This is a genomic window from Sphingopyxis sp. SCN 67-31, assembly GCF_001725095.1.
Genome location: NZ_MEFH01000063.1, coordinates 14,983 through 38,183, shown reverse-complemented (window position 1 = coordinate 38,183; position 23,201 = coordinate 14,983). Strand labels below are relative to the sequence as shown.

The 23,201-nt window shown below is 70.0% G+C and carries 18 protein-coding genes and 1 riboswitch; of the genes, 8 read left to right on the top strand and 10 right to left on the bottom strand.

What is annotated here, in order from left to right:
- Positions 1 to 53: 53 nt before the first annotated feature.
- Positions 54 to 1,754 (bottom strand): N-acyl-D-amino-acid deacylase family protein, encoded by a 1,701-nt coding sequence (locus tag ABS88_RS12830; protein ID WP_286749914.1) that lies wholly within the window; start codon positions 1,752 to 1,754, stop codon positions 54 to 56.
- 161 nt (positions 1,755 to 1,915) lie between these two features.
- On the opposite strand from ABS88_RS12830, the gene ABS88_RS12825 reads away from it, so the two are divergent.
- Complete coding sequence (locus tag ABS88_RS12825) at positions 1,916 to 4,381, top strand: serine/threonine-protein kinase (protein WP_286749912.1); 2,466 nt, start codon at positions 1,916 to 1,918, stop codon at positions 4,379 to 4,381.
- Complete coding sequence (locus ABS88_RS12820; protein WP_286749910.1) at positions 4,374 to 4,748, top strand: sulfatase family protein; 375 nt, start codon at positions 4,374 to 4,376, stop codon at positions 4,746 to 4,748. Before ABS88_RS12825 ends, ABS88_RS12820 begins: the two co-directional genes overlap by 8 nt.
- Positions 4,749 to 4,799: 51 nt before the next feature.
- On the opposite strand, the gene ABS88_RS12815 is transcribed toward ABS88_RS12820, so the two are convergent.
- A complete protein-coding gene (locus ABS88_RS12815) occupies positions 4,800 to 5,345 on the bottom strand; it encodes an ECF-type sigma factor (protein WP_067186572.1) in 546 nt (181 codons plus the stop codon).
- Between the two features lie 183 nt (positions 5,346 to 5,528).
- On the opposite strand from ABS88_RS12815, the gene ABS88_RS12810 reads away from it, so the two are divergent.
- Positions 5,529 to 7,661: a hypothetical protein gene (locus tag ABS88_RS12810; protein WP_286749909.1), complete on the top strand. Its 2,133-nt coding sequence runs from the start codon at positions 5,529 to 5,531 to the stop codon at positions 7,659 to 7,661.
- A gap of 47 nt (positions 7,662 to 7,708) precedes the next feature.
- Here ABS88_RS12810 and ABS88_RS12805 read toward each other — a convergent pair whose 3' ends face one another.
- From ABS88_RS12805 to ABS88_RS12785, 5 genes are all read right to left on the bottom strand, one after another.
- Positions 7,709 to 8,344 carry a uracil-DNA glycosylase family protein gene (locus ABS88_RS12805; RefSeq protein WP_286749907.1) on the bottom strand — a complete coding sequence of 212 codons (636 nt, stop codon included), beginning with the start codon at positions 8,342 to 8,344 and terminating at the stop codon, positions 7,709 to 7,711.
- A 55-nt stretch (positions 8,345 to 8,399) separates the two neighbouring features.
- Positions 8,400 to 8,954 carry a DUF488 domain-containing protein gene (locus ABS88_RS12800; protein ID WP_286749906.1) on the bottom strand — a complete coding sequence of 185 codons (555 nt, stop codon included), beginning with the start codon at positions 8,952 to 8,954 and terminating at the stop codon, positions 8,400 to 8,402.
- Entirely contained in the window at positions 8,947 to 9,162 is a 216-nt protein-coding gene (locus ABS88_RS12795; RefSeq protein WP_067110379.1) for a hypervirulence associated TUDOR domain-containing protein, read from the bottom strand. The genes ABS88_RS12800 and ABS88_RS12795 overlap by 8 nt, the downstream gene beginning before the upstream one ends.
- 114 nt (positions 9,163 to 9,276) lie before the next feature.
- Positions 9,277 to 11,298, bottom strand: coding sequence for a TonB-dependent receptor family protein (locus tag ABS88_RS12790; protein ID WP_286749905.1), 2,022 nt, complete (start codon positions 11,296 to 11,298; stop codon positions 9,277 to 9,279).
- Positions 11,299 to 11,366: 68 nt separating this feature from the next.
- Positions 11,367 to 11,756 (bottom strand): hypothetical protein, encoded by a 390-nt coding sequence (locus ABS88_RS12785; RefSeq protein ID WP_067110373.1) that lies wholly within the window; start codon positions 11,754 to 11,756, stop codon positions 11,367 to 11,369.
- Positions 11,757 to 11,861: 105 nt separating this feature from the next.
- Positions 11,862 to 12,082, top strand: a riboswitch (cobalamin riboswitch).
- Between the two features lie 180 nt (positions 12,083 to 12,262).
- Between ABS88_RS12785 and ABS88_RS12780 the strand changes: the two genes are divergently transcribed.
- From ABS88_RS12780 to ABS88_RS12760, 5 genes are read left to right on the top strand one after another with little or no spacing between them, the layout of a single operon-like run.
- The gene (locus ABS88_RS12780) at positions 12,263 to 14,191 is read left to right on the top strand and encodes a TonB-dependent receptor plug domain-containing protein (protein ID WP_286749904.1); all 1,929 of its coding nucleotides are present in this window, start codon (positions 12,263 to 12,265) and stop codon (positions 14,189 to 14,191) included.
- A gap of 16 nt (positions 14,192 to 14,207) precedes the next feature.
- Positions 14,208 to 15,071 carry an ABC transporter substrate-binding protein gene (locus ABS88_RS12775; RefSeq protein ID WP_286749903.1) on the top strand — a complete coding sequence of 288 codons (864 nt, stop codon included), beginning with the start codon at positions 14,208 to 14,210 and terminating at the stop codon, positions 15,069 to 15,071.
- A 2-nt stretch (positions 15,072 to 15,073) separates the two neighbouring features.
- Complete coding sequence (locus ABS88_RS12770) at positions 15,074 to 16,072, top strand: FecCD family ABC transporter permease (protein ID WP_286749963.1); 999 nt, start codon at positions 15,074 to 15,076, stop codon at positions 16,070 to 16,072.
- Positions 16,066 to 16,842, top strand: a complete 777-nt coding sequence (locus ABS88_RS12765) for an ABC transporter ATP-binding protein (protein WP_286749902.1) — start codon at positions 16,066 to 16,068, stop codon at positions 16,840 to 16,842. The genes ABS88_RS12770 and ABS88_RS12765 overlap by 7 nt, the downstream gene beginning before the upstream one ends.
- Positions 16,839 to 18,293 carry a cobyric acid synthase gene (locus ABS88_RS12760; protein WP_286749901.1) on the top strand — a complete coding sequence of 485 codons (1,455 nt, stop codon included), beginning with the start codon at positions 16,839 to 16,841 and terminating at the stop codon, positions 18,291 to 18,293. Before ABS88_RS12765 ends, ABS88_RS12760 begins: the two co-directional genes overlap by 4 nt.
- 61 nt (positions 18,294 to 18,354) lie before the next feature.
- On the opposite strand, the gene ABS88_RS12755 is transcribed toward ABS88_RS12760, so the two are convergent.
- Genes ABS88_RS12755 through ABS88_RS12745 form a run of 3 tightly spaced genes read right to left on the bottom strand, consistent with a single transcriptional unit; the run spans position 18,355 to position 23,183 of the window.
- Complete coding sequence (locus ABS88_RS12755) at positions 18,355 to 20,112, bottom strand: DUF885 domain-containing protein (protein ID WP_286749900.1); 1,758 nt, start codon at positions 20,110 to 20,112, stop codon at positions 18,355 to 18,357.
- A gap of 27 nt (positions 20,113 to 20,139) precedes the next feature.
- The gene (locus ABS88_RS12750) at positions 20,140 to 20,766 is read right to left on the bottom strand and encodes a peptidylprolyl isomerase (RefSeq protein ID WP_286749899.1); all 627 of its coding nucleotides are present in this window, start codon (positions 20,764 to 20,766) and stop codon (positions 20,140 to 20,142) included.
- Positions 20,763 to 23,183, bottom strand: coding sequence for a S9 family peptidase (locus tag ABS88_RS12745; protein WP_286749898.1), 2,421 nt, complete (start codon positions 23,181 to 23,183; stop codon positions 20,763 to 20,765). Before ABS88_RS12745 ends, ABS88_RS12750 begins: the two co-directional genes overlap by 4 nt.
- Between the last annotated feature and the right edge of the window lie 18 nt (positions 23,184 to 23,201).

The following is a 23,201-nucleotide window of genomic DNA, read 5'->3' as shown; positions in this document are numbered from 1 at the left end:
GAGGGCGCGGTGCGGTTCCCTTTCGGCCGGGCGGTGCCCGATGCCGCCCGCTCCTAGCGGCACGTCCCGAAGCCGGCGCCGCGCAGCGCGCGGCCGGGCGTCGCGCCCGTCGGCTCGCCGCCCTGCAGCGCCGCGACGCCGTTCACGAAGACGTCGCGCACCCCGACCGCATATTGGTGCGGCGCCTCGAAGGTCGCGCGGTCGGCGACGGTCTTCGGGTCGAAGACGACGACGTCGGCATAATAGCCGGGCCTGAGCGCGCCGCGCTCCTTCAGCCCCAGGTTGGTCGCGGGCAGCGTCGTCAGGCGATACACCGCCTGTTCGAGCGGGATCAGCTTCTCGTCGCGCACATAGCGGCCGAGCAGCCGCGCGAAATTGCCGTAGGTGCGCGGGTGCGCGCCCGATTTCAGGAACACGCCCTCGGTCGATTGCGACGCGGCGTCCGAGCCGAAGCTCATCCACGGCAGCCGGATCTGCTGGCGGACATTGTCCTCGGACATCAGGAAATAGACGGTGCCGACGCGCGAACCGTCCTCGACCACCAGGTCCATCGCGGTATCCTCGGGCGAGGTGCCGCGCATCGCCGCGACCTCGGCGAGCGTCTTGCCGGTGAGCGGCTTGAGCGCCGGATTCTTGAAGCCGGTGAGGATCATCTTGTCGGCCCCGGCGCCGAAATAGAGATTCTCCCAGTCATTGCCTGGCGCGCGCATCTCCGCGGCGACGCGCGCACGGACCTTCGGGTCCTTCAGCCTCTCGATCCACGCCTCGAGCCCGCCCGCCTGCACCCAGGTCGGCATCGCGGCGTCGAGCCCGGTCGCGCCGGCGGTATAGGTGTACATGTCGGCGGTGATGCGCAGCCCCGCCGCGCGCGCCGCCTCGATCTTCGCGACGACGGGGGCCAGCTTGTCCCAATTGGCGCGCCCGCCCATCTTGAGGTGATAGATTTCGGCGGGCGCGCCCGACCGGCGCGCGATCTCGATCAGCTCGTCGACCGCTTCCTCGACCCGGTCGCCCTCGGAGCGCATGTGGCTGATGTACATGCCGCCGCAAGCGGCCGCCGCCTGCATCAGCGCGACCAGTTCGTCGGTCTCTGCATAGGAACCGGGCGCATAGATCAGCGAGCTGCCGACGCCCAGCGCGCCCTCATCCATCGCCTGGCGCACCAGTGCCTGCATCCGGTCCAGCTGTTCGGGGGTCGGATCGACGTCGCCTTCGCCCAGTTCGTGGACGCGCACCGTCGCGGCGCCGACGAAGCTCGCGACATTGGGCGCGATGCCGCGCTTTTCGAGATAGGCGAAATAATCGCCCAGCGTCGTCCATTCGATCGGAAAGCGGATGTCGCCCTGGCGTTCGATCTCCTGCGCCTTCATCGTCGCGTTGAGCGGACCCATCGACCAGCCCTCGCCCATCACCTCCAGCGTCACGCCCTGCCGGATGTCGCTCTGGCTGCGCGGATCGGCGATCAGCGATTCGGTCGCCCAGCTGAGCATGTTGATGAAGCCCGGCGCGACCGCCATGCCGTCCGCCCGGACCTCGCGCGCGCCGCGCCCCTCGACCATGCCGACCGCGACGATGCGGTCGCCGCGGATCGCGACGTCGCCGACCAGCGCCGCGCCGCCCGACCCGTCATAGATGGTGCCGCCGCGGATCACGACATCATAGGCGGCGGGGGCTGCCCCGCCCGCCTGCACGGGGGAAAGGAAGGACGCGCCGAACAGCGCCGCCGCCATGCCGAAATATCTGTCCCTCGCCATCATCGCCAACCCCTTCCCCGTCCGTATCGACCGGCGGCCATTGTGCCGCAAGCACGGACGGGATCAAGGCCCCCGTCACGGTCAAATAAGCGATTGCGCGGCGCCGCTTCTTCGGATCAACTGTGCCGGACGATCGGGACCGGACGATCGGAGGAGGGGCGATGGAGGCGTTGAACCGCGACGACTGGCAGGCCGTCCAGCGCCTCTTCGAGCAACTGGTCGACCTTCCGCCCGACATGCAGGCACAGCGCCTCGCGAAGGCGCCGCAATCCGCGGGGATCGTCGAAACGACGCGCCGCCTGCTGCTCGCCGCGCGCGGCGACGGCATATTGGACGGCGCGCCGCCATCGCTGGCGCCCCCGTCGCCGGCGGGCGAGTCGGCGCCCGCAAGCTTCGGCTCGCTCGCCCCCGGGCAGGCGATCGGCGGCTTCACCGTCGAACGGCCGATCGGGCGCGGCGGGTTGGGTGAGGTCTATCTCGCGTATCGCACGGGGGCCGATTTCGACCAGCGCGTCGCGCTGAAGCTGCTCCGCGTCGACGCCGCCGAGCGTGCCGAGAGCTTCGCGCGCGAGCGGCGGCTGCTCGCGCGGCTCGATCATCCGGGAATCGCGCGGCTGATCGACGCCGGGGTTGCTCCCGACGGGCGGCCCTATATCGCGATGGATTATGTCGACGGCCAGCCGATCGACGCCTGGTGCACCGCACATGGCGCCGACCTCGACACGCGGCTCGACCTGTTCCGCACCGTCTGCGACGCGCTCGCCTATGCGCACGGCAACCTTGTCGTCCACCGCGACATCAAGCCTTCGAACATCCTGATCGACGCGGGCGGCAAGCCGCGCCTGCTCGACTTCGGGATCGGCAAGCTGCTCGACGACAGCGCGGCGCTGCCCGCGACGACGCAGGCGATGCTCACCCCCGACTATGCCGCGCCCGAACAGCTGGGCGGCGAGGAAGCGACGGTCGCGACCGACGTCTACGCGCTCGGCGTCCTCCTCTACGAACTGGTCAGCGGGCGGAGCCCCTGGCGCGGCGGCAAGGCGTCGGTGCCGATGATGATCCGCCGCGTCCTCTATGAGGACCCCGAACTGCCGAGCCGCGCCGCGGCACGTGGCGAGGCGCCGGTGCCGGCGCGGCGGATCGCGGGCGACCTCGACGCGATCGTCCTGAAGGCGATGCGGCGCGACCCGGCGCAGCGCTATCGCAGCGTCAGCGCGCTGGCCGAGGATATCGCACGCCACCAGCAATATCTGCCCGTCCATGCGCGCGACGGATCGACACGCTACATGCTTGGCCGCTTCCTGCGCCGCTATCGCTGGGGGGTCGCGGCGACCGCCGCGGTGCTCGCGGCGCTGCTCGTCGGCGCGGGCGGCATCGCATGGCAGGCGCGCGAGACCGCGGTCGAGCGCGACCTCGCGGTCGCCGAGGCGCGGCGGTCGGAGGCGATCAACCGGATGCTGACCGTGATGGTGCGCGACACTGCCGAGGATGCGAACAGCGAGAATGTCACCGTCAAGCAGATGCTCGACCAGACCGCGACCCGCCTCGCCGCCTCGCTCGACACCAGTTCCAAATCGGCCGACCTGATCGTCACATTGTTCGACCTCTATGTGAATCTGGAGGATACGGCGGGTGCCGACGCGCTGATCCAAAAGGCGCTGGCGCGCGGCGTCGGACGCGGCGACCCGGTGGCGACCGCGCAGCTTCGCATGCGCGCCGCCGCCGCCGCGGGGGGCCTCGGCCGGACCGAGGAGATCGGCCCCAACATCGACGCCGCCGAGCCCGTGTTTCGCGCCGACCCCGCGCATTTCCGCCGCGAACTGGTCGAGATCGCCCTCGCGCGCGCGCAGTTGTGGCGGCGCACCGGGCGGCTGGAGGATGCGATCGCGCTGCTGATCCGGACGCTGCCCGATGCCGACATCGTCTATGCCGAGAACCACCGCGACCTGCTGACCACCTACAACAACCTGCTCGTCTATATGGCCGAGGCGAACCAGCTCGATGCGATGCCCGCGATCTTCGACCGCGCCGAGGCGGTGATCCGCCGCACCGGGCAGGAAGCGAGCATGCAGGGACTGACGATCGCCCAGTTGAAGGCCGTGCGTCTGCTCAAGCTCGACCAGCCAGCCGCCGCCGAGCGGATCGTCACGCGGGTGGCGGCGCAGCGGCGCGCGACCTTCGGCCGTTCGGCGGGGCTCGCGGTCGATCTGCTCCAGCTCGGCCGCGCCAGGCTGGCGCTCGGCAAATATGCCGACGCGAAAGCGGTTCTCGCCGAGGCGCGCCCGATGGCGGCGCAATATCTGAGCCCGCGTGCGGCGCCGACGCTGATCATCGCCGCGGGGCTGATCGAGGCGCAGGCCGAATCGGGCGATATCGCGGGCGCGCGCCGCACGATCGCCGAGACGCAGCCGTTGATCGACGCCTTGCCCAAACCCGGCCTGCCGCAGGCGATCTTCGCCCGCGCGAAGGCGGTTACGCTGCTCAGGCAAGGCAGGCTCGCCGAGGCGCGGCAGGAAACCGACCGCGCCGCAGCGCTGTTCGAGGCCGAGGGCGCAGCGGGCGCCTCCTACCTCAAATCCTTCCCCGCGCTGCGGGCACGGCTGGGGACGAGCTTATCCCATGCGTAGCGTGCGCACGCCGAAGTGGAAGTATATCTCCAACCTGCACCCCGAATATGTCTACACGACGCACATCGACCAATATGTGCGAAACATTGACGATTCGGGACGCTATTTCCCGTCGTGGCGTCGTTCGACCGATCCCGCCGCTCAGCAGATCGTCAACAGCTATTACCGGCGTCCGGCGGAGGAACTCTATGACCTCGAGGCCGACCCCGCCGAACGCAACAATCTGGCGGCGGATTCGCGCTACAAAACAGTCCTGCAGTCGCTTCGCCGGAAGCTGAAGGTCTGGCGAACGAAGCAGGGCGACACGCGTCCCGTCGAAGGGACGCCGCACTTCCAGGAAGGGCCGATCGACGGCAAGGTCGACTGAGCCGCTGAACGACGATCATCGGCGCGCCAAGTCCTTTCGCTCCGGGCAGGATCAGGCTGCCGCCATCTCGTGGTGGATCCACGCGCGCGCCTGCACCCACCAGCGGCGGATCGTGCGGTCGGAGACGCCAAGGATCAGCGCGGTCTCCTTCTCGTCCATCCCCGCGAAGAAGCGGCAGTCGACGACCTGCGCGAGGTTGGCGTCGAGCCGTTTCAGTTCTTCGAGCGCCTCGCCGAGCCGGACGACCTGTTCGTCCTCCGGAACCGCGGCGGCGAGCGAGTCGAGGCTCTGGGTGAAGCTGTAGGTCGGCGCATTGCGCTTCGAGGCGAGCCGCGCGCGCGCCGCGTCGATCAATATGTGCCGCATCGCGGTCGCCGCGCAGGCTAGGAAATGCGACCGGCTGTCCCAGCCGTCGGCCTTGCGCAGCTTCACATAGGCTTCGTTGATCAGCGCCGTGGTCTGGAGCGTCTGCGGCTGTCCGGCGCGATAATGCTCGCGCCGCGCGATGGCGCGCAATTCGCCGTAAAGCCCCGCGATCAGCGCGTCCGGGCCCTCCGCCCCATTTTTTTCGGCCGGCGTGTCCGCTTCCTCGGAAATTTCCCGTCTCGCTCTCTGTCAGGCGTCCGCCGTTCTTCGCAGGTCGGCGGATGCAAGGCAAGCGCGGCAAGGCAAGCGCGCCGCGCGCGAAACGGGAAGAGGCGCCGGGGCAGGCGTCGCCCGCCGGGTCGAGACATCCACCGTGGGGGCCGATGGCCTTCGCCCGATAGGAGGGAAGAGAATATGCGTAAATTGAACCTGCTGATCGCCGCAGCCGCTCCGGCCATCGTCATCGCGATGCTGACGGCCGCCCCGGCGCGCGCCGACGTCACCCCCGAATGCAATGTCAATGCGGGCCCTGACGGCATATCCGGCAACGCCGATGACGTGAGCGGCAGCACCGAATGCGGCGAAGTCAGCGTCGCGAGCGGCCTCGTCAGCACCGCCGTGGGCAGCAACAGCTCGGCAACCGGCGAAGAAAGCACTGCGCTGGGTCAGGCGACCGAAGCAAGCGGCGAGCGCAGCACGGCGGTCGGTCGCAACGCCCGCGCCACTTCCGCAAGCAGCACCGCGCTGGGCCAATCGAGTCGCGCGACCGGGGACAACAGCACCGCCGTCGGCCAATTGGCGAACGCCGATTCGACCAACGCCACTGCGATCGGCAAGAGTTCCAACGCAACCGCCGCCTTCACCACCGCAGTGGGGCAGAACTCCGGCGCCACCAGCAGCGGCGCCACCGCACTCGGCGTATCGACCCAGGCCTTCGGCTTCAACAGCTCCGCGCTCGGCAACACCAGCAAGGCGACCGCCGATTACACTACGGCGGCAGGCGCGTTCAGCGAGGCCACGGCCGAATATGCGAGCGCGTTCGGAGTGCTCGCCAATGCGTCGGCGGAAGGCGCCACGGCGCTAGGCCAGAATGCGCAGGCATCCGCCGAGCGCAGCGTGGCGATCGGTGCGGGGTCGATCGCGGACCGCACGAATAGCGTCTCGTTCGGCGCGGCGACTTACCAGCGCCAGCTCACCAATGTCGCCGCGGGCACGCAGGCGACCGACGCGGTGAACAAGGCGCAGCTCGACGCCGTGGCTGCGGGGGCCGTCAATCCCTATGTCGCGATCAATTCGGTGGGGGCAGGCGCGAGCGCCACGGGGATCAGCGCGATCGCGATCGGCCGCACTGCCGGGGCCACGGGGATCGACTCGGTCGCCCTCGGAGACGCCGCCAACGCCGCGGGCTACGCGATCGCGGCAGGAGGCAGTTCCGTCGCCAGCAAGGCTGGCGCCTCCGCATTTGGCTATCTGAGCGAAGCCTCCGGCTCTGCCAGCACGGCGGTAGGCGCCAACAGCAAGGCGGCGGGCGACGATGCGACAGCCGTCGGGAGAATGAGCGAGGCCACGACCTTTTATACGACGGCGCTGGGCACACTGGCCAAGGCAACGGTCATCAGCGCCACGGCGGTCGGCTATGGCGCGGAGGCCACGGCCGCGGGCAGTGTCGCACTCGGCACCGGATCGATCGCCGATCGCGCGAACGGCGTCTCCATCGGTTCGGCGGCCCTGCAACGCCAGCTCGTCAACGTCGCGGCGGGCACGCAGGCGACCGACGCCGTGAACAAGGCGCAGCTCGATGTCGTGGACGCGAAGGCGACCGCAGCGCAGACCACGGCCAATGCCGCGCTTGCCGCCGCGACGGCGGGCGCAGGCAGCGCGGGCGCGGCGCAGGCGACCGCCGACGCCGCCGTCGCCAGTGCGGCGGCTGCGCAGACGACCGCCGACATCGCCCGCAGCGAAGCGGCCGCGGCGCAAGGGACAGCCAACTCGGCACTCGCCAACGCCGCGACGGCGCAGGGCACCGCCGATACAGCGCTTGCCAACGCGGCGACCGCCCAGTCCAGTGCCGGCGCCGCGCAAGCGACCGCAAACATCGCCGTGCTGCGCGGCGACACCGCCGGCGCGGGCCTCGCCTCCGCGCTCGGCGGCGGCGCGGCCTACAATGCCGCGACGGGCGCGGTCAGCGCGCCGAGCTATTCGGTCGGCGGCACCGCCTATCACGACGTCGGCTCGGCGATCGGGGCGCTCGACGGCAATATCAGCGCGCTGAACGGCCGGATCGACGCGCTGAGCCTCGGCAACGACCGCCGATTCCGCGAAGCGACGGGCGGTATCGTCACCGCGATGGCGATGGGCGGCACGATGATCGTCCCCGACAGCAATGTCTCGGTCTCGTTCAACCTCGCCACCTATCAGGGCGAACAGGGTTTCTCGGGCGCCGCCGTCGTGCGCCTGACTCCGCGCGTCTACGTCAGCGGCGGCTTTGCCGGATCGACGGTGAAGGGCACCACCGGCGGCCGGGTCGGGATCGCCTTCGGTTTCTGACCATCGTCCCTTCCCGGCCCGCCGGCCGGGAAGGGCTCCGCGCCCGATCAGACCAGCAGGGCGTGCACCTCGCGCCGCAGCTCGGGCAGCAGGTCCTGCTCGAACCAGCCGTGGGTCTTGAGCCAGCGATTGTTGTGCCACGACGGGTGCGGCAGCGGGACGATGCGCGGCGATGCGCCGGCGGCGCCGATCTCGCGCCAGGCGTGCACGGTTTGGGTGACGCCGCGCCGGGCCCATTCGGCACCCAGATGCCAGCGCAGCGCATGACCGCCGATGACGAGCAGCAGCTTCAGGTCGGGCAGCCGCGCGAACAGCCGGTGCTGCCAGATCTCGCGGCACTCGCGCCGCGGCGGCAGGTCGCCTCCGGCGCCGACGCCGGGAAAGCAGAAGCCCATCGGCAGGATCGCGACGCGCGAGGCGTCATAGAATTGCGCCTCGTCGATCCCCATCCATTCGCGCAGGCGCACCCCCGACGGGTCGTCGAACGGCCGGCCGCTGGTGTGCGCCCTTATGCCCGGGGCCTGGCTCGCGATGCAGATGCGCGCGCTTTCCGACAATTGCAGGATCGGGCGCGGCTCATGGCCCAGCGGCGGCCCGTAGCGCGGCGCGTCGCGGCAGATGCGGCAGGCGCGAACGGCCTCGACGAGGCTTTCGAACGGCTCGTCCGCCTTCACCCCGTCCATTGCCGCCTTCTCTCCCCTTTGCCGATCGCCGAGTCGCGCGCCTGCGCCGCCCGCGCTATACGCCTTTTTCCGGCGCGGGGGCGGGATAGACGATCGAACCGTCGGACCGCGGGATCGCCCCGTGCGTCAGCCGCGCGGGCTCCGGGCCGCGCTCCATGATGTGCGCGACGGCGGCGCCCGACACGATCAGATAGTCGGCGACGATGCGGCGGTGGCAGCGCCACCAGACGGCTTCCGAGCACATGATCGCGCAGCGGCGCTCACGGCCGACGTCGATCAGATGCGCCAATCCCTCTCGAAACGTGGCGCCGAGCGCATAGTCGGCATAATTGTGGAAGCTGGCGTTGGTCCAGAATCCGTTGAGCGCGCGCGGCACCTCGCGCTCGCGCTTGCGCAGGCCGCCGAGCGCCGCGATGCGCTCCCACGACAGGCCGCGCGCCGCGAGCGCATCGGGCAGGACGTCCTCGTTGAACTGCGGGTTCGACCGCGATCGCGGCATCCGCCGGATATCGACGAGGTGGCGAACGCCGGCGTCCGCGAGCAGCTCGGCGAACGCGTCGAACGAGCGGCTGGAATGACCGATGGTGAAGAAGGGGACGGCCTCAGCCATCTATGCGTTCGAGCGCGCCGCCCTTGTGCGCCGCGACATGGTCGGTCTTGTCGCTCTTGATCTCATATTGCGGATCGTCCTTCGACGCGCGGTGGGTGTGGCCCTTGTAGTCGAAGTCGGCGGTGTGCACCTTGATGATCTTTCCCGAGACATGGCCCGCCTCCGAATTCCAGCGAACATGATCGCCGATCCTGAACCGCTTCGTCATCGCCTGCTCTCCTTTCCGCTTCGCCCCTTTCCATAGAGTCGCGGACCCGCGTCAAGGTTCCGTCGCTCCCGCACGCCCCTCCCCCGGCCGGAAGGAGCATGCGGGAGCACGGCGTCAGAAGCGGGCGCGCAGGCCCGCGGAAACGGCGCGGCGCTCGACCGGGTAATAGATCGCCGATGCGGCGTCGGCGGCGATCACCGCGCTGACGTCGCCGATCGCTTTCTTGCCGGCGATGTTGCGGACGTCGACGAAGGCGTCGATCCCGTCGGTAATACGCGCGCCGCCGGTCAGGCCGACCAGCGCATAGCCCGGCGTGCGCACCCGGTTGGCATAATCGGCCCACGGTCCCTGCGGCACCCATTCGAGCGTCGGCGCGACGTGCAGCGCCTCGCCGCCGATGCGGACCTCCGCCCGATAGACATGCCTCGGCACCACCGGCAGGCGATTGTCGCCGAACTGCGCGTCGCCCCGGAAGCGGAAGTCGCTGTAGGCATAGGTCTGGCGCAGCCGCAGCCAGGGTGCGAGGGTCAGCTCCAGCCCGGCCTCCACCCCCCGATGCAGCGTCCGGTCGGCGTTGAAGGTGGCGGCGGGGATGCTGCCGTTCACCGTATATTGCAGCATCTCGCCGGTGATCGCCGCGCGATACCAGGCGACGTCCCAACGCACCGGACCCATCGTTCCGCGCGTGCCGATCTCCGCCGTCCAGGCGCGCTGCGGCCGGATGTCGGCGATCAGCGCGCTGGCGGGCGGCATGCCGATCGACTGGAACACCTCCCCGAAACCGGGAAATTCGGCCGAGCGGCTGTAGTTGGCGAAGATCTGGACATGCTCCGCCGGTTCGACCAGCACGCCGAACTTGGGCGAAAAGGCGTCGAACGCGACGCGCCCGTCGGCGGCCGGGGTCGCCGAAAAGCCGACGCGCCGCTTGCGCATGCCATCGGCATAGACGCCCCCCGCGATCAGCGTCACCGGCGGCACCGGCCGCACGCGCAGTTCGCCATAGAGGTTCGCGGTCCGCGCCTCCTGATCGGCGTCGAGGGTCAGCGCGCCGCGCCGGCCGGCGACGTTGACGAACTGCCGCGCGTGGGTGCTGCCACGGCGAATCTCGCCCCCCAGCGTCACCTCGACCGGCCCCGCGGCATAGTCGAGCCGCGCGAACCCGCCGACGTCGGTCGATTTCTGGTCGATCAGCTGAAAGATCGGGTGAAAGAGCGATTTCGCGTTGACGAAACCCCCGACCTCGAGCGTCGCGGTGCCGAGGTCGAAGCGGGTGCGGTTCTGCAAGCGCAGCGAATCGATGTCGCGTCGCTGATCGCCCGCGATGCTGCCCGCATTGGCGCCGCGCGGGGCGGTCAGCGCCTGCGCCTCGGTCAGCGCGCCCGGCAATTGCTGGCGGATGCGGTTGATGCTCGCATAGAAGCGCGTCGCGACCCCGTCGCCGAGCGTTAGCCCGACATTGCCGTGGAAGCGCAGGCTGCGGCGCCGCGCATGGTCGCGGTCGCCGTCCGACGTGTCGGCGCTGACCGCGCCCCAGGCGTCGACCGGCCCGCTGGCGACGCCCGCCGAAACCAGGCCGCGCAGCAGGCCGAAGCTGCCGGCGTCGCCGCGCAGATAGACGCCGTGGGCGGTGCGCCCGGTCGGAGTCACGCCGTTGATCGCGCCGCCCAGCGTTCCCGAACCGAAGCGCAGCGCATTGGCGCCGCGATAGACTTCGAGATGGTCGAAGAAGATCGGCTCCAGCTCCTGAAAATCACCATTGTCGTCGGCGAGGTTGATCGGCACCCCGTCCTGCAACAGCGTGACGCCGCGCATGTGGAAGCCGCGCGAGAGGCCCGAGCCGCGGATCGCGAGGCGCACCTCCTGCCCATAGCGCGGCTGGAGGTAGACGCCGGGCGAGAAGGCGAGCGTATCGCGCAGCGACACGATCGTCTTGTCGGCATAATCCTGATGCGTGACGACATCGGTGCCGCCGGGGGTCTGCGCCGCGCGCTGCTGCGCGGCGTCGGCGAGCGTCGGCGCGGTGACGATGATCGTCGCCTCCTCGGCGTGAGCGGCGGGGGAAAAGGGCACCGGGGAAAACGACAGGGCGAGGGCGAGCGCCGGCAGGGGCGCCGCGCGGGTAACGGAACGGGTCATGGAAAATCCTTCGCTGAAAATCAGGCAAGGCCGGCGCGCGCGGAAGCGCGGCCGGCGATCGGTCTGAATCAGGCGAAGGCGGGCGGGCCGGTGCTGGGAGGAAGCGGCGAGGCGATGCCCGGCGCGAAGCCGAGCGAGGGGATCGCCAGCGGCGTGGGGGCGGCCGGTGCCGGCGCCGCGGGCAGTGCCGGGGCATCGGGCACGATCGGCGCCACCGCGAGCGCGCCCCACGGGCAATGCTGCTGCCCCTCGCCATCGGGATGATCGCCCGCGGTCTGGACCGGGATGGTCATCGTCCCGCCGGGGTTCGACGGGTCCGAACAGACGCGGACGGTGATCGAACCCCCGGCATCGGGCCCGATCATCCAGCCCGGCGCGACCAGCACCCGCGCGAGCAGCGCGAGAAGCACCGGTAGCAGCAGCCAGCCCGGTCGGCGGAAGGCGGAAAGATCGGCCACGCCGCGCTCCTAGTCCCGGCGGACGGTTCGGGCAAGCGCGCAGGCCCCGCAAAAGCCGATTGCCAAAATATGCCGAGGCGCTATGGGCGGGCGCCGCAAGGGCAACCTTGCATTGATCGCGCCGGTGCCCCGATGGGGCTTAAAAGGGAACGCGGTAAGGGGGTCCGGCCGGGCCTTCGAAACCGGGGCTGTCCCTGCAACTGTAAGCGGCGAGCGCGATGCACCGACCCGGTCCCCGACCGGGTCTGCCACTGGGGCGACCTGGGAAGGCGTGCATCAAGCGACGACCCGCGAGCCAGGAGACCTGCCGGCGCGGGTCGCTCAATGCCTCGGTCCAGGGAAAGGCCAGGGCACGGAGAACTCCGTCGAGCGACGACCCAGCGGCCGGGGCCGCTTCGGGGCACGAAATGCGGGCGCCTTGCGCCAGCCCGCCGCCCGTGCGCCGGTCGATCGCGCACGCGGCTCGGCAGGTCCCCGCCTTCGCTCTCGGCGCATGGGGGACTCCCATGTTGAAATACGGCCTTTCCATCGTGGCGCTGGCGGCGACGTCGCCGGCGCTGGCCCAGACCGGCGATGCCGCCGCCGACCCGCGCCCCGGCGACGCGATCATCGTCACTGCCTCGCGTTCGGGCGAAGGGGTCCGGGCGGACCAGCTCGGCGCCTCGGTCACGGCGATCGACAGCGAAGCGCTCGAACAGCGCCAGACGCGCATCGTTTCCGACGTGCTGCGCGACGTGCCCGGCGTCGCGGTCAGCCGCACCGGCGGCCTCGGCGGCATGACCGATATCCGCATCCGCGGCAGCGAAGCCAATCACGTCCTCGTCCTGGTCGACGGCATCGAGGTCGCCGACCCCTATCAGGGCCAGTTCGATTTCGGCGGTCTGCTCGCCGACCCCGCCGCGCGGATCGAGGTGCTGCGCGGCCAGCAATCGTCGCTCTATGGCTCCGACGCGATCGGCGGCGTGATCCATTACATCACCCTGTCGGGACGCGAGGCGCCGGGCCTGAGCGCCCGGATCGAGGGCGGGTCGTTCGGCACCGTCGCCGGCAGCGCCCGCGCCGCGGGCGCATCGGACAGCTTCGACTATGCGATCACCGGTACCTATTACGGCGCGAACGGCTATCCGACCGCGCGCGGCGGGGTGCGCGACGTCGGGATGCAGACGGTCGGCGCGAGCGCGAAGCTGGGCTGGACGCCGAGCGACGCCTTCCGGCTGAACGCCGTGCTGCGCTATGGCTTCAGCGACGCCGACAACGACGACAGCGAATATGATACGACGAGCCCGCGCTTCGGCTATATCGTCGACAGCCCCGGCGTCCATGTCGAGACCGAATCCTTCCATGCCCTGCTGGCGGCCGAACTGACCGCGCTCGACGGGCGCTGGGTGACCAGCCTGTCGGGGCAGCTTTCCGACACCGCGCGCCACGGCCGCTCCCCCTTCGGGTTGGACTATGGCAGCAAGGGACAGCGCTACAAGGGATCGCTGACCTCGAGCATCCGCTTCGGGACCGATGCGATCGCCCACCGGCTGACCGGTGCGGTCGATGTCGAGCGCGAGGCCTTCCGCACGCTGACGCCGGGCGCCTTTCAGGGAAAGCGCCACACCGACAATCTGGGGCTGGTCGCCCAATATGAGCTGACCGCGGGCGCGCTCTCGCTCGGCGCGTCGCTGCGCCACGACGACAACAACCGCTTCGACGATGCGACGACCTGGCGCGTCCAGGGCAGCTATCGCCTTCCGACCGGCACGCGCATCCGCGGCGCCTATGGCACCGGGGTCAAGAATCCGGGCTATTTCGAGCTGTTCGGCTATATCGACGGCCGCTACATCGGCAATCCCGACCTGAAACCCGAAAAGTCCGAGGGCTGGGAAGCGGGGATCGAGCAGAGCTTCGGCGCCGACGACTGGGCGACGGTCGGGGCGACCTGGTTCGATTCGACGCTGAAGGACGAGATCTTCACCGACTATCCGGCGCCCGACTTCACCGCGACTCCGGCGAACCGCGCGACGACGAGCAAGCAGCACGGCATCGAGGCCTTCGCCAGCGCGCGGCCGCTGCCGCAGCTTCGCTTCGACCTCGCCTACAGCTGGATCAAGGCGCGCGAGAACGGCGCGCCCGAAGTGCGGCGGCCGAAGCATATCGCCAGCTTCAACACCACCGTGTCGAGCAGCGACCAGCGCTTTGCGGGGACCCTGACGCTGCGCTACAACGGCCGCACGACCGACCTCGCCTATATCGACCCCAGCTATGTCCCGGTCGTGGTCGCGATGAAGGACTATGTGCTCGTCAACCTTGGCGCCGATTACCGGGTGACCGATGCCATCTCGGTCTTCGGGCGCGTCGAGAATCTGCTCGGGGTCGACTATGAGGAGGTTTTCAGCATCGCGACGCCGGGCCGGGCCGCCTATGGCGGCGTCCGCCTGCGCTTCTGAGGGAAGAGGAACCCGCTTGACCCCGCACGCCGCCCTGCCCGCGCTCGCGCTGCTGCTCGCCGGCGGCGGCGCACTGTGGGCGCAGCAGGGCGGCCGCGCGGCGCCGGCGACGCCACCGGCCGCGCCGCAGCGCGTCGTGTCGCTCAACCTGTGCGCCGACCAGCTGCTGCTCGCGCTCGCCGACCGCGACCGGATCGCCGGGCTGACGCGCAACGCGACCGACCCCGGCATGTCCGCGGCCGCCGCGGCGGCGCGCGGGCTGCCGCTGATCCGCAACGCCGCCGAACAGATACTGGTCGCGGCGCCCGACCTGATCGTCGGCATGCCCGCGAGCGGCAGCGCGGCGGTCGCGGCGCTGCCGCGCGGCAGCTTTCGGACGCTCGACCTGCCGACCGCCGACAGCTTCGACGTCATCCGCCGGACGATCCGCCTGACCGCGACCGCGCTCGGCGATCCGGCGCGCGGCGAAGCGCTGATCGCGCGGATGGAGCGCGACCTCGCCGGCGTGCCCCGCCCGGGGCGCGGCCGGGTCGCCGCCTATTACCAGCGGCGCGGCTACATGACCGGGACGGGGACGCTGATCGACGAAATGATGGGGCGCGTCGGGCTGGTCAATCTTGCCGCAAAGCTGGGCAAGCCGCCGCTGTCGCAACTGAGCCTCGAGGAGATGGTGGCGGCGAACCCCGATTTCCTGATCGTCGAAAGCGCGAGCGACACCATCACCGATCAGGGCAGCGAGATGCTGCATCATCCCGCGCTTCGGGGCATTCCGCGGCTCAGCGTGCCGGAGGCGTGGACCGTTTGCGGCGGCCCCGCTTATGGGGCGGCCGTGCACCGCCTTGCCGGGCAGATCCAGCGCCACGACGGCGCGCGCCGATGACGATGCGCGACGCCCGATCGCCCCGGCGGCTGACGCTGGCGCTGCTCGCGCTTGCATGCGGCGTGGCGGCAGCTTCGCTGTGCTTCGGCACCGTCGACCTGCCGCTCGCCCGCCTGTTTGCCGCCGCATCCGGCCGCGGCGATCATGTCGCGACCGTCATCCTCTTCGACCTGCGCCTGCCGCGCCTGCTGGTCGGGCTCGCGGTCGGCGCCATGCTCGGGCTCGCGGGCGCGGCGCTGCAAGGCTATCTGCGCAATCCCCTCGCCGAGCCGTCGGTGCTCGGCACCTCGAACGCCGCGGCGCTTGGCGCGGTCGCCGCGCTCTATTTCGGGCTCGCCAATCTTCACCCTGCGGCGCTGCCGCTGCTGTCGATCGCCGGTGCGCTGCTGTCGCTCGCGCTGCTCTTCGCGCTCGCGGGCCGCTCCGAAAGCCCGCTGACGCTGATCCTCGCCGGCATCGCCGTCGGCACGCTCGCGGGGGCGGGCATCAGCCTCGCGCTCAACCTGTCGCCCAACCCCTTCGCGGCGATGGAGATCATGACCTGGCTGATGGGCAGCCTCGAAAATCGTTCGTTCGGCCATTTGTGGGCGGCGCTGCCGTGCATCGGCGCCGGGATGGCGCTGCTGCTGTGGAACGGGCGCGCGCTCGACGCGCTGACGCTGGGCGAGGACGGTGCGCAGGCGCTCGGCGTCGACCTTGCCCGCACGCGCCTGCGCCTGCTGCTCGGCACCGCGATCGGGGTCGGCGGCGCGGTCGCGGTGTCGGGCGCGATCGGCTTCGTCGGGCTGATCGTCCCGCATCTGATCCGCCCGCTGACCGACCGCAGCCCGTCGGCGATCCTGCTGCCCTCGGCGATCGGCGGCGCGGCGCTGCTGACGCTCGCCGACCTGGCGGTGCGGCTGATCGATACGACCAGCGAGCTCAAGCTGGGCGTCGTGACCGCCTTTCTGGGCGTGCCCGTCTTCCTGTTCCACCTGATGCGCGAGCGCCGGCTGTGGTGACGCTGACGCTCGATCATGTCGATGTCCGCCTCGGGCGGCGCCCCGTGGTGCGCGACGTCAGCGCGGCGCTGGCCGGGGGCACGCTCACCGGCATCGTCGGCCCCAATGGCGCGGGCAAGTCGACGCTGGCGTGCGCGCTGCTCGCGCTGGTGCCGAGCACCGGGCGCATCCGCATCGACGGCGCCGACGTCGCCGCGATGCCGCGCGCGACGCTGGCGCGATGCGCCGCCTATCTGCCGCAGGGCCAGACACTCCACTGGCCGCTGACCGTCGAGCGGCTCGTCGGGCTCGGCCGCCTGCCGCACCTCGGCCCGATGTCGCGCCCGGGCGCCGCCGACCTCGCCGCGATCGAGCGCGCGATGACGCGCGCCGGGGTGCTCGACCTGCGGGATCGCGACGCGACCCACGTGTCGGGCGGCGAGCGCGCGCGCATCCTTCTCGCCCGCGCGCTGGCGGTCGAAGCGCCGATGCTGGTCGCCGACGAACCGCTCGCCAGCCTCGACCCCGGCCACCAGATCGACGTCATGGACCTGCTGCGCGGCGAAGCGCACGGCGGCGGCCTCGTCATCGCGGTACTCCACGACCTGACCATGGCGGCGCGCTATTGCGACCGGCTGCTGCTGATCGACAAGGGCGCGATCGTTGCCGACGGTCCGCCCGCCGCGGTGCTGACGCGCGCGAATCTGCGCGCGGTCTATGGCATAGAGGCCGAGGTCGACCTTGGCGGCGCCTGGCCGACGATCACCGCGCTGGGGCGCAGCCGCGAATGAGCGGCGCGCTGATGCTGCAAGGCACGGGATCGGATGTCGGCAAGTCGGTGCTCGTCGCCGGGCTGTGCCGCGCCTGGACCAACCGCGGCCTGCGCGTCCGCCCCTTCAAGCCGCAGAACATGTCGAACAACGCCGCGGTGACGGCCGACGGCGGAGAAATCGGCCGCGCGCAGGCGCTTCAGGCGCTTGCCTGCCGCGTCGAACCGCACAGCGACATGAACCCGGTGCTGCTGAAGCCGCAGGCCGACCGCAGTTCGCAGCTGATCGTCCACGGCCGGGTGCGCGGCACGCTGGGCAGCAACAATTTCCGCGAAGCACGCGGCACGCTGCTGGCCGATGTGATGCAGAGCCACGACCGGCTGCGCGCCGAATGCGACCTCCTGCTCGTCGAGGGCGCGGGGTCGCCCGCCGAGATCAATCTGCGCGCCGGCGACATCGCCAACATGGGTTTCGCGCGGGCGGCGGGGGTGCCGGTGGTGCTGGTCGGCGACATCGACCGCGGCGGCGTGATCGCGTCGCTGGTCGGCACGCGCGCGGTGATCGACCCCGCCGACGCCGCGATGATCCGCGGCTTCCTGGTCAACAAGTTTCGCGGCGACCCGGCGCTGTTCGCGGACGGCTATCGCGCGGTCGAGGCGCGGACCGGGTGGCGCGGCTTCGGCATCATTCCCTGGCTGCCCGCCGCCGCCCGCCTGCCGAGCGAAGATGCGGTGATCCTCGACCGGCGCTCCATGCCCGACAGCGGCCGCCGGATCGTCGCCTGCCCGATCCTGCCGCGCATCGCCAATTTCGACGACCTCGACCCGTTTCGGCTCGAACCCGGCATCGAGCTCGTCATGGTGCCGCCCGGGCGCCCGATCCCCGCCGAGGCCGCGATCGTCGTCCTGCCCGGATCGAAGGCGACGATCGCCGACCTCGCGGCGGTGCGCGCCGAAGGCTGGGACATCGACATCCGCGCGCATCATCGGCGCGGCGGTCTGATCGTCGGCCTGTGCGGCGGCTATCAGATGCTCGGCCGCCGCATCGCCGATCCGCACGGCATCGAGGGGGTGCCGTCGGAGGTCGAGGGGCTCGGCCTGCTCGACGTGACGACCACCCTCTCCCCCGTGAAGGTCCTGCGCCGCGTCCACGGCGAAGCGCTGGGCGTCCCGGTCGAGGGGTATGAGATGCACATGGGGGAGACGCGCGGCCCCGGCACCGCGGCGCCCTTCGCCAGGCTCGACGGAGGCGGCGCCGACGGCGCGATCGACCCGGGCGGAACGGTGATGGGAACCTATCTCCACGGCCTGTTCGCCGCGCCGGCGCTCCGCCGCGCGCTGCTCGCCCATATCGGGGTCGCGGCCCGCGCGCACGACCATGGCGCCGACGTCGATGCCGCGCTCGACGCGATCGCCGAAACGCTGTCGGACCATATCGACATCGACGGCCTGCTCCGCCTCGCTGCCAGCTGACAAAGCGCCGTTCGAGCCTGTCCGGCCTCGGCCGTCCTGTTTCGGCCGGCCGCCGGCGCGATCAGACCGCGCCGGGGAAGGGGTTCTTGCCGCCCTCGGCGGTCCAGCGCTCCATTTCCTGCTCGAACATGTCGAGCGGCACCGACCCGAGGCTCAGCAGCTTGTCGTGGAACCAGCGCTGGTCGAAGGCGGGACCCAGCGCCGCTTCGGCCTTCGCGCGCTGGCGGCGGATGGCCAGCTCGCCCAGCTTGTAGGCGAGCGCCTGTCCCGGCCAGCTGATATAGCGGTCGACCTCGGTCTCCACCTCGTGCCGCGACAGCGCGCTGTGATCGGCGAGGTAGGCGATCGCCTGATCGCGCGTCCAGCCATAATGGTGGATGCCGGTGTCGATGACGAGACGGCAGGCGCGCCAGATTTCGTAGGACTGGCGGCCGAACTCCTCATAGGGCGTGCGATAGATGCCGATCTTGCTGCCCAGCCATTCGGTGTAGAGCCCCCACCCCTCGCCATAGCCCGAAAAATAGGTTTGCTTGCGGAACTCGGGCCGGTCGGGAACGGGCGCCTCCATCGCGATCGCCCCCTGCAGGCTGTGCCCGGGGGTGCATTCGTGGAGCGTCAGCGCCGGAATCTGATACAGCGGGCGCGACGGCAGGTCATAGGTGTTCATCAGGCACGCCTCGCGCCCGCCGCGGCCCGCGGTGAAGAAGGGCGCGATCGCATCGGGCACCGGCCGGATGGTGAAGCGGTAGCGCGGCAGGAAGCCGATGGTGGTGCGGAGCAGCCCGTCCATCCGCTTGGCGGTATAGGCGGACACGCCCATCAGCTCGTCGGGCGTCCGCGCATAGAATTGCGGGTCGGTGCGCAGGAAATGGATGAACGCCTTGAGGTCGCCCTTGAACCCGGCGGCTTCCCGGGTCTTCTCCATGTCGGCGGTGATGCGCGCCACTTCTTCGAGGCCGATGCGGTGGATCTGCTCCGGGGTGAGGTCGGTCGTCGTATATTCGCGGATCTGCGCCTGATAGAAGGCCTTGCCGTCGGGCATCGCCTCGGCCGCCAGCGTCTTGCGCGCCTGCGGCAGATATTCGTTGCGATAGAATTCGAGCAGCTTCGCATAGGCGGGGACGATCTTCTGCGCGATGATCTGCCTCGCCTCGGCCTGGATCGCGGCCTTCTCGCTCGCCGGGATCGCGGCCGGCAGATCGGCGAACGCCCCCCAGAAGGGATTGCCTTCGGGATCGGCGACCATATGCGCCTCGATCGACTTGTCGCGCCCCGCCAGCGTCACCCCGGGCACGCTGAAGCCGCGCTTCAGCCCCGCGCGCATATTGACGATCTGCTCGTCGAAATAGCGCGGCAGGTCGGAAAGACGGGCGAGGTAGCGCCGATATTGCGCCTCGGTCCGATACGGGGTGCGCGCCGCGATGCCCGCCCAGAACTGGCTGTCGGCGTTGAACGGCATTTCCCAGGTGCGGAACCGCCCGTTGGCGACGAACGCCTCCAGGCTGGTGCGGAACACCGCGGCGTTGATCCGTTCCTCGGGCGACAGCCGGTCGACCGGAATCCGGTCGAGCGCCTTCAGAATATCCGCCCAATGCGCAACGCGCGCCTGCTGGCTCGCGGCATCCACCCTGGGGAAATGGTCGAGCGGCCCGGTCTCGTCATCGCCGCGCCAATGGCCCAGCTCGGTACCACGCCACGCCCATTCGGCCTCATAGAGCGCGCGAAGCTGCTCGTCGGCGCTGTTCGCCGGCGCCTGTGCCTGCGCCGCGACGGGCGCTGCAAGCGCCAGCACTGTCAGCCACGAATAAGTATAGCGCATCCGTCTTCTCCCCCGCTCCTGTCGATATCACACGCGCACGGCGCGCGTGATCGCGATGGGCTGCTCGAGAATCTGGCCGGTCATGACCGGCGATTGCGACGCCCCGTTCGTTCTTCTCTGCTGGATCGCCCGGACGATGTCCATCCCCGCGGTCACCTGTCCGAAGGCTGCGAATCCCAGCCCATCGGGATGGCGCCCGCCGCCGTAGTCGAGCGCCGGGGAAGCATCGGCGCAGATGAAGAAGGTCGCACCCGACGCCGTCCCCAGCGCTCCACGCGCCAGCGATATGGTGCCCGCCACGTGCCGCAGCCCGGTCTGCCGTGTGTCCTCGTGCGCGATCGGCGGAAAGCTTTCGACACCCGGCGCCGTGACGGCCTGGATGACCGAGATTTTCTGATCCGATAGATCATTGTCCTCGCGCACCGCGCGAAAGAAGTGCGCGCCCGTATATTTGCCGGCATCGACATAGCGCAGGAAATCGCCGCCCGACAGCGGCGCCACATCGTTGCGAACTTCGATCACGATCGTCCCCAGCGGCGTCAGCAGCGCGACGCGCGGGCGGTGGACGAGTGTCGGACGCGGCGCGGCGCAGGCCGAAACCGTCGCGGCGAGCGACAGCAGCACCGCGCGGCGGCCGAACCCCGTCGCGGTCATTTGTCGGTCGCCACGCTCCGCAATTGCGTCGCCGTGCGCAAGCTGCCGAGTTCCTGCTGGCTTTGATGATGCAATCCGGCCGGCAGATGCTCCTCCCGCAGATGCTCGAGGAAATAGCTCCACATCCGCCGCTGGGCATAGCCGGTCAGCGCGTGCCCCTCCTGTGGCATCAGCACGGTATCGAAGTCCTTGTGCGCGTCCTGCAGCGCCTGCATGAACTGGAAGACACCGGCGGGATGCACCCAGAAATCATTGAGGCCGTGGATGATCAGCAACTTGCCCCGTAGCCGGTCGGCATGGGTCGCCAGTGCCTGCTGCTCGTAATTATTCCCGTCGGGCATGCCCTGAAAGCGTTCGCCCCAGCTATGCCAGAACAACCGCTGGTCAGCGTTCATTCCCCCGGCGACGCCAACCTTGAAGAATTCGGGGAAGCGCAGCATCGCCATTGCAGTCATGTAACCGCCCCCCGAAAATCCATAGATCCCCGTCCGTTCGAGGTCGATCGACGGCTCACGGTCGGCGAGTTGGCGAAGGCCGGCGACATGGTCGGCCAATTCGCTCGCATGGTCGATCTGGCGCCACGCATGTTCGTGAAAGGCGCGCGAGCGCTCGGGCGTGCCGCGGCCGTCGATGATCGCGACGATGAAGCCCAGTTCCGCAAGCGACGCGGCCTCCAGATAGGCGCGGCTTGCCGTCCGGTGCGGCACATTGGCCATCTGCGGCCCGCCATAGATGTAATCGATGACCGGATAGCGCTCGCCGGCGGTCCAGAAGGACGGTTTGAACAGCAAGCCGCTGATCGGCGTCTTTTCGTCCGCCGCGACAAGCTGCACCGGTGTCGGCCAGCGCCAGCCCTGCGGCATCGCCGACGTATCGGCGCGCGCGATCGACAGGACCGCGCGGCCGTCGAGGTCGATCACGTCGCTGTCCGCTACGCCGTCGACCCGTCCGGCAGTGCGCATCAGATAGCGCCCGCTGGGCGACAGCGCCGTCGGCCGGTTGACGCGCCTCTCGGGGTCGACCGTGATCCGCGCGCCAATGTTCGGGATCGCGGCAAGATCGGCGTCGCGCTGCTCCAGCAGGCGCGTTCGGCCGCTCGCCAGTTCGACATAAGCCAGTTCGCGCTGATAGGGATCGCCGCCGGGGCGCGTGCTGCCGCGTGAGAAGATCAGCCGTCGCCCGCCGTCTGCCAACCCGATCACCTCGCGGACCGGCGTGCTGCCCTTGGTCAGCTGCCGCTTCATCCGTCCCGTTTTCAGGTCATAGACGTAAAGCTGTCCAATTCCCGAACGCTGCGAATACCAGACTATGTCCTCGCTGCCGGGCAGCGGCACGATCGGCACCGGATCGAAGAAATTCGCCCCCAGCTCCAGCCAGGCCTCGTTCGTCTCCGTAAAGACGGGTCGGGTAGCGCCGGTGACGGTATCGAAGGCAACGACAGTCACCCGCCGCTCGTCGCGCGCGACATCGACGAAATAGGCCTGGTTCGCGGACCCGAACCAGGCGAGGTTGCTCGAAATCGGCGGGTGATTCATGCGGACCGACGGCAACGCCGGATAGTCGGCGCGCACGATCCGCCCCGACGCGACGTCGATCGCCATCATTTCGAACATCGGAACATGGGGGTCGCCCGGCAGCGCGACCCGCCGGCTGTAGGCGACGGGCCGCGGCGAGCCGTCCTTCGGCGCGAAATCGACCATCGGCAGTTCGGCAACATTCCGCTCGTCGAGCCGCGTCGCCAGCAACTGGCGCGAATCGGGGGACCAGGCGACCTGCACCGGGGCGGCCGGATTGCTCAGTGCGTCGGTGTCCGCGCCATAGGCATGGAAGCGCTCGCCATCGCTGGTCAGCGGCCGGTCGCTTCCCGTCGTCAGGTCGCGCAGCCAGATATCGTTCCCCTTGCGATAGGCGCCAAGGCGGCCGTCGGGCGACACCGACATCGGTGCCGGGGCGACATCACCCAATGCGATCAGATCGGGCTGCCCTTCGCCATAGCGCCAGCGCTTGCCAAGCGCATCGAACGTCATCCCGCGCAGATTCGCGTCGAACCGGAGGTCGGACAGCGGAAGAGCACTCGCAGCCACCGACTTGCCCGAGGCGCGGGTCAGCGCGGCGGCCACCGCGTCATGATCGAAGGCATCCCGCTGCATGCGCCGCTCGACATCGGCGATCAGAAACCGCTTCCCGCCCTCCTCCTGCCGTTCGAACCAGAAGATATCGGTGCCGTTGATCCAGTTCGGCCTGATGGTGAGGTTCCGAAGCAGGCGGACGTTGGCGCCTTGCAGCACGGCGGCGCGCGTATAGCGGTCGCGCAGGACCTGTTCGGAGGTCGGCGCGCCTTCCATCGCCTGCGCGGGTTGCACCGGAAGCAGCAACGTCGCCAGCAGCAGGCCTTTCCAATGGCGAGAAACAGCCATCTTCACATCCTTTGAAAA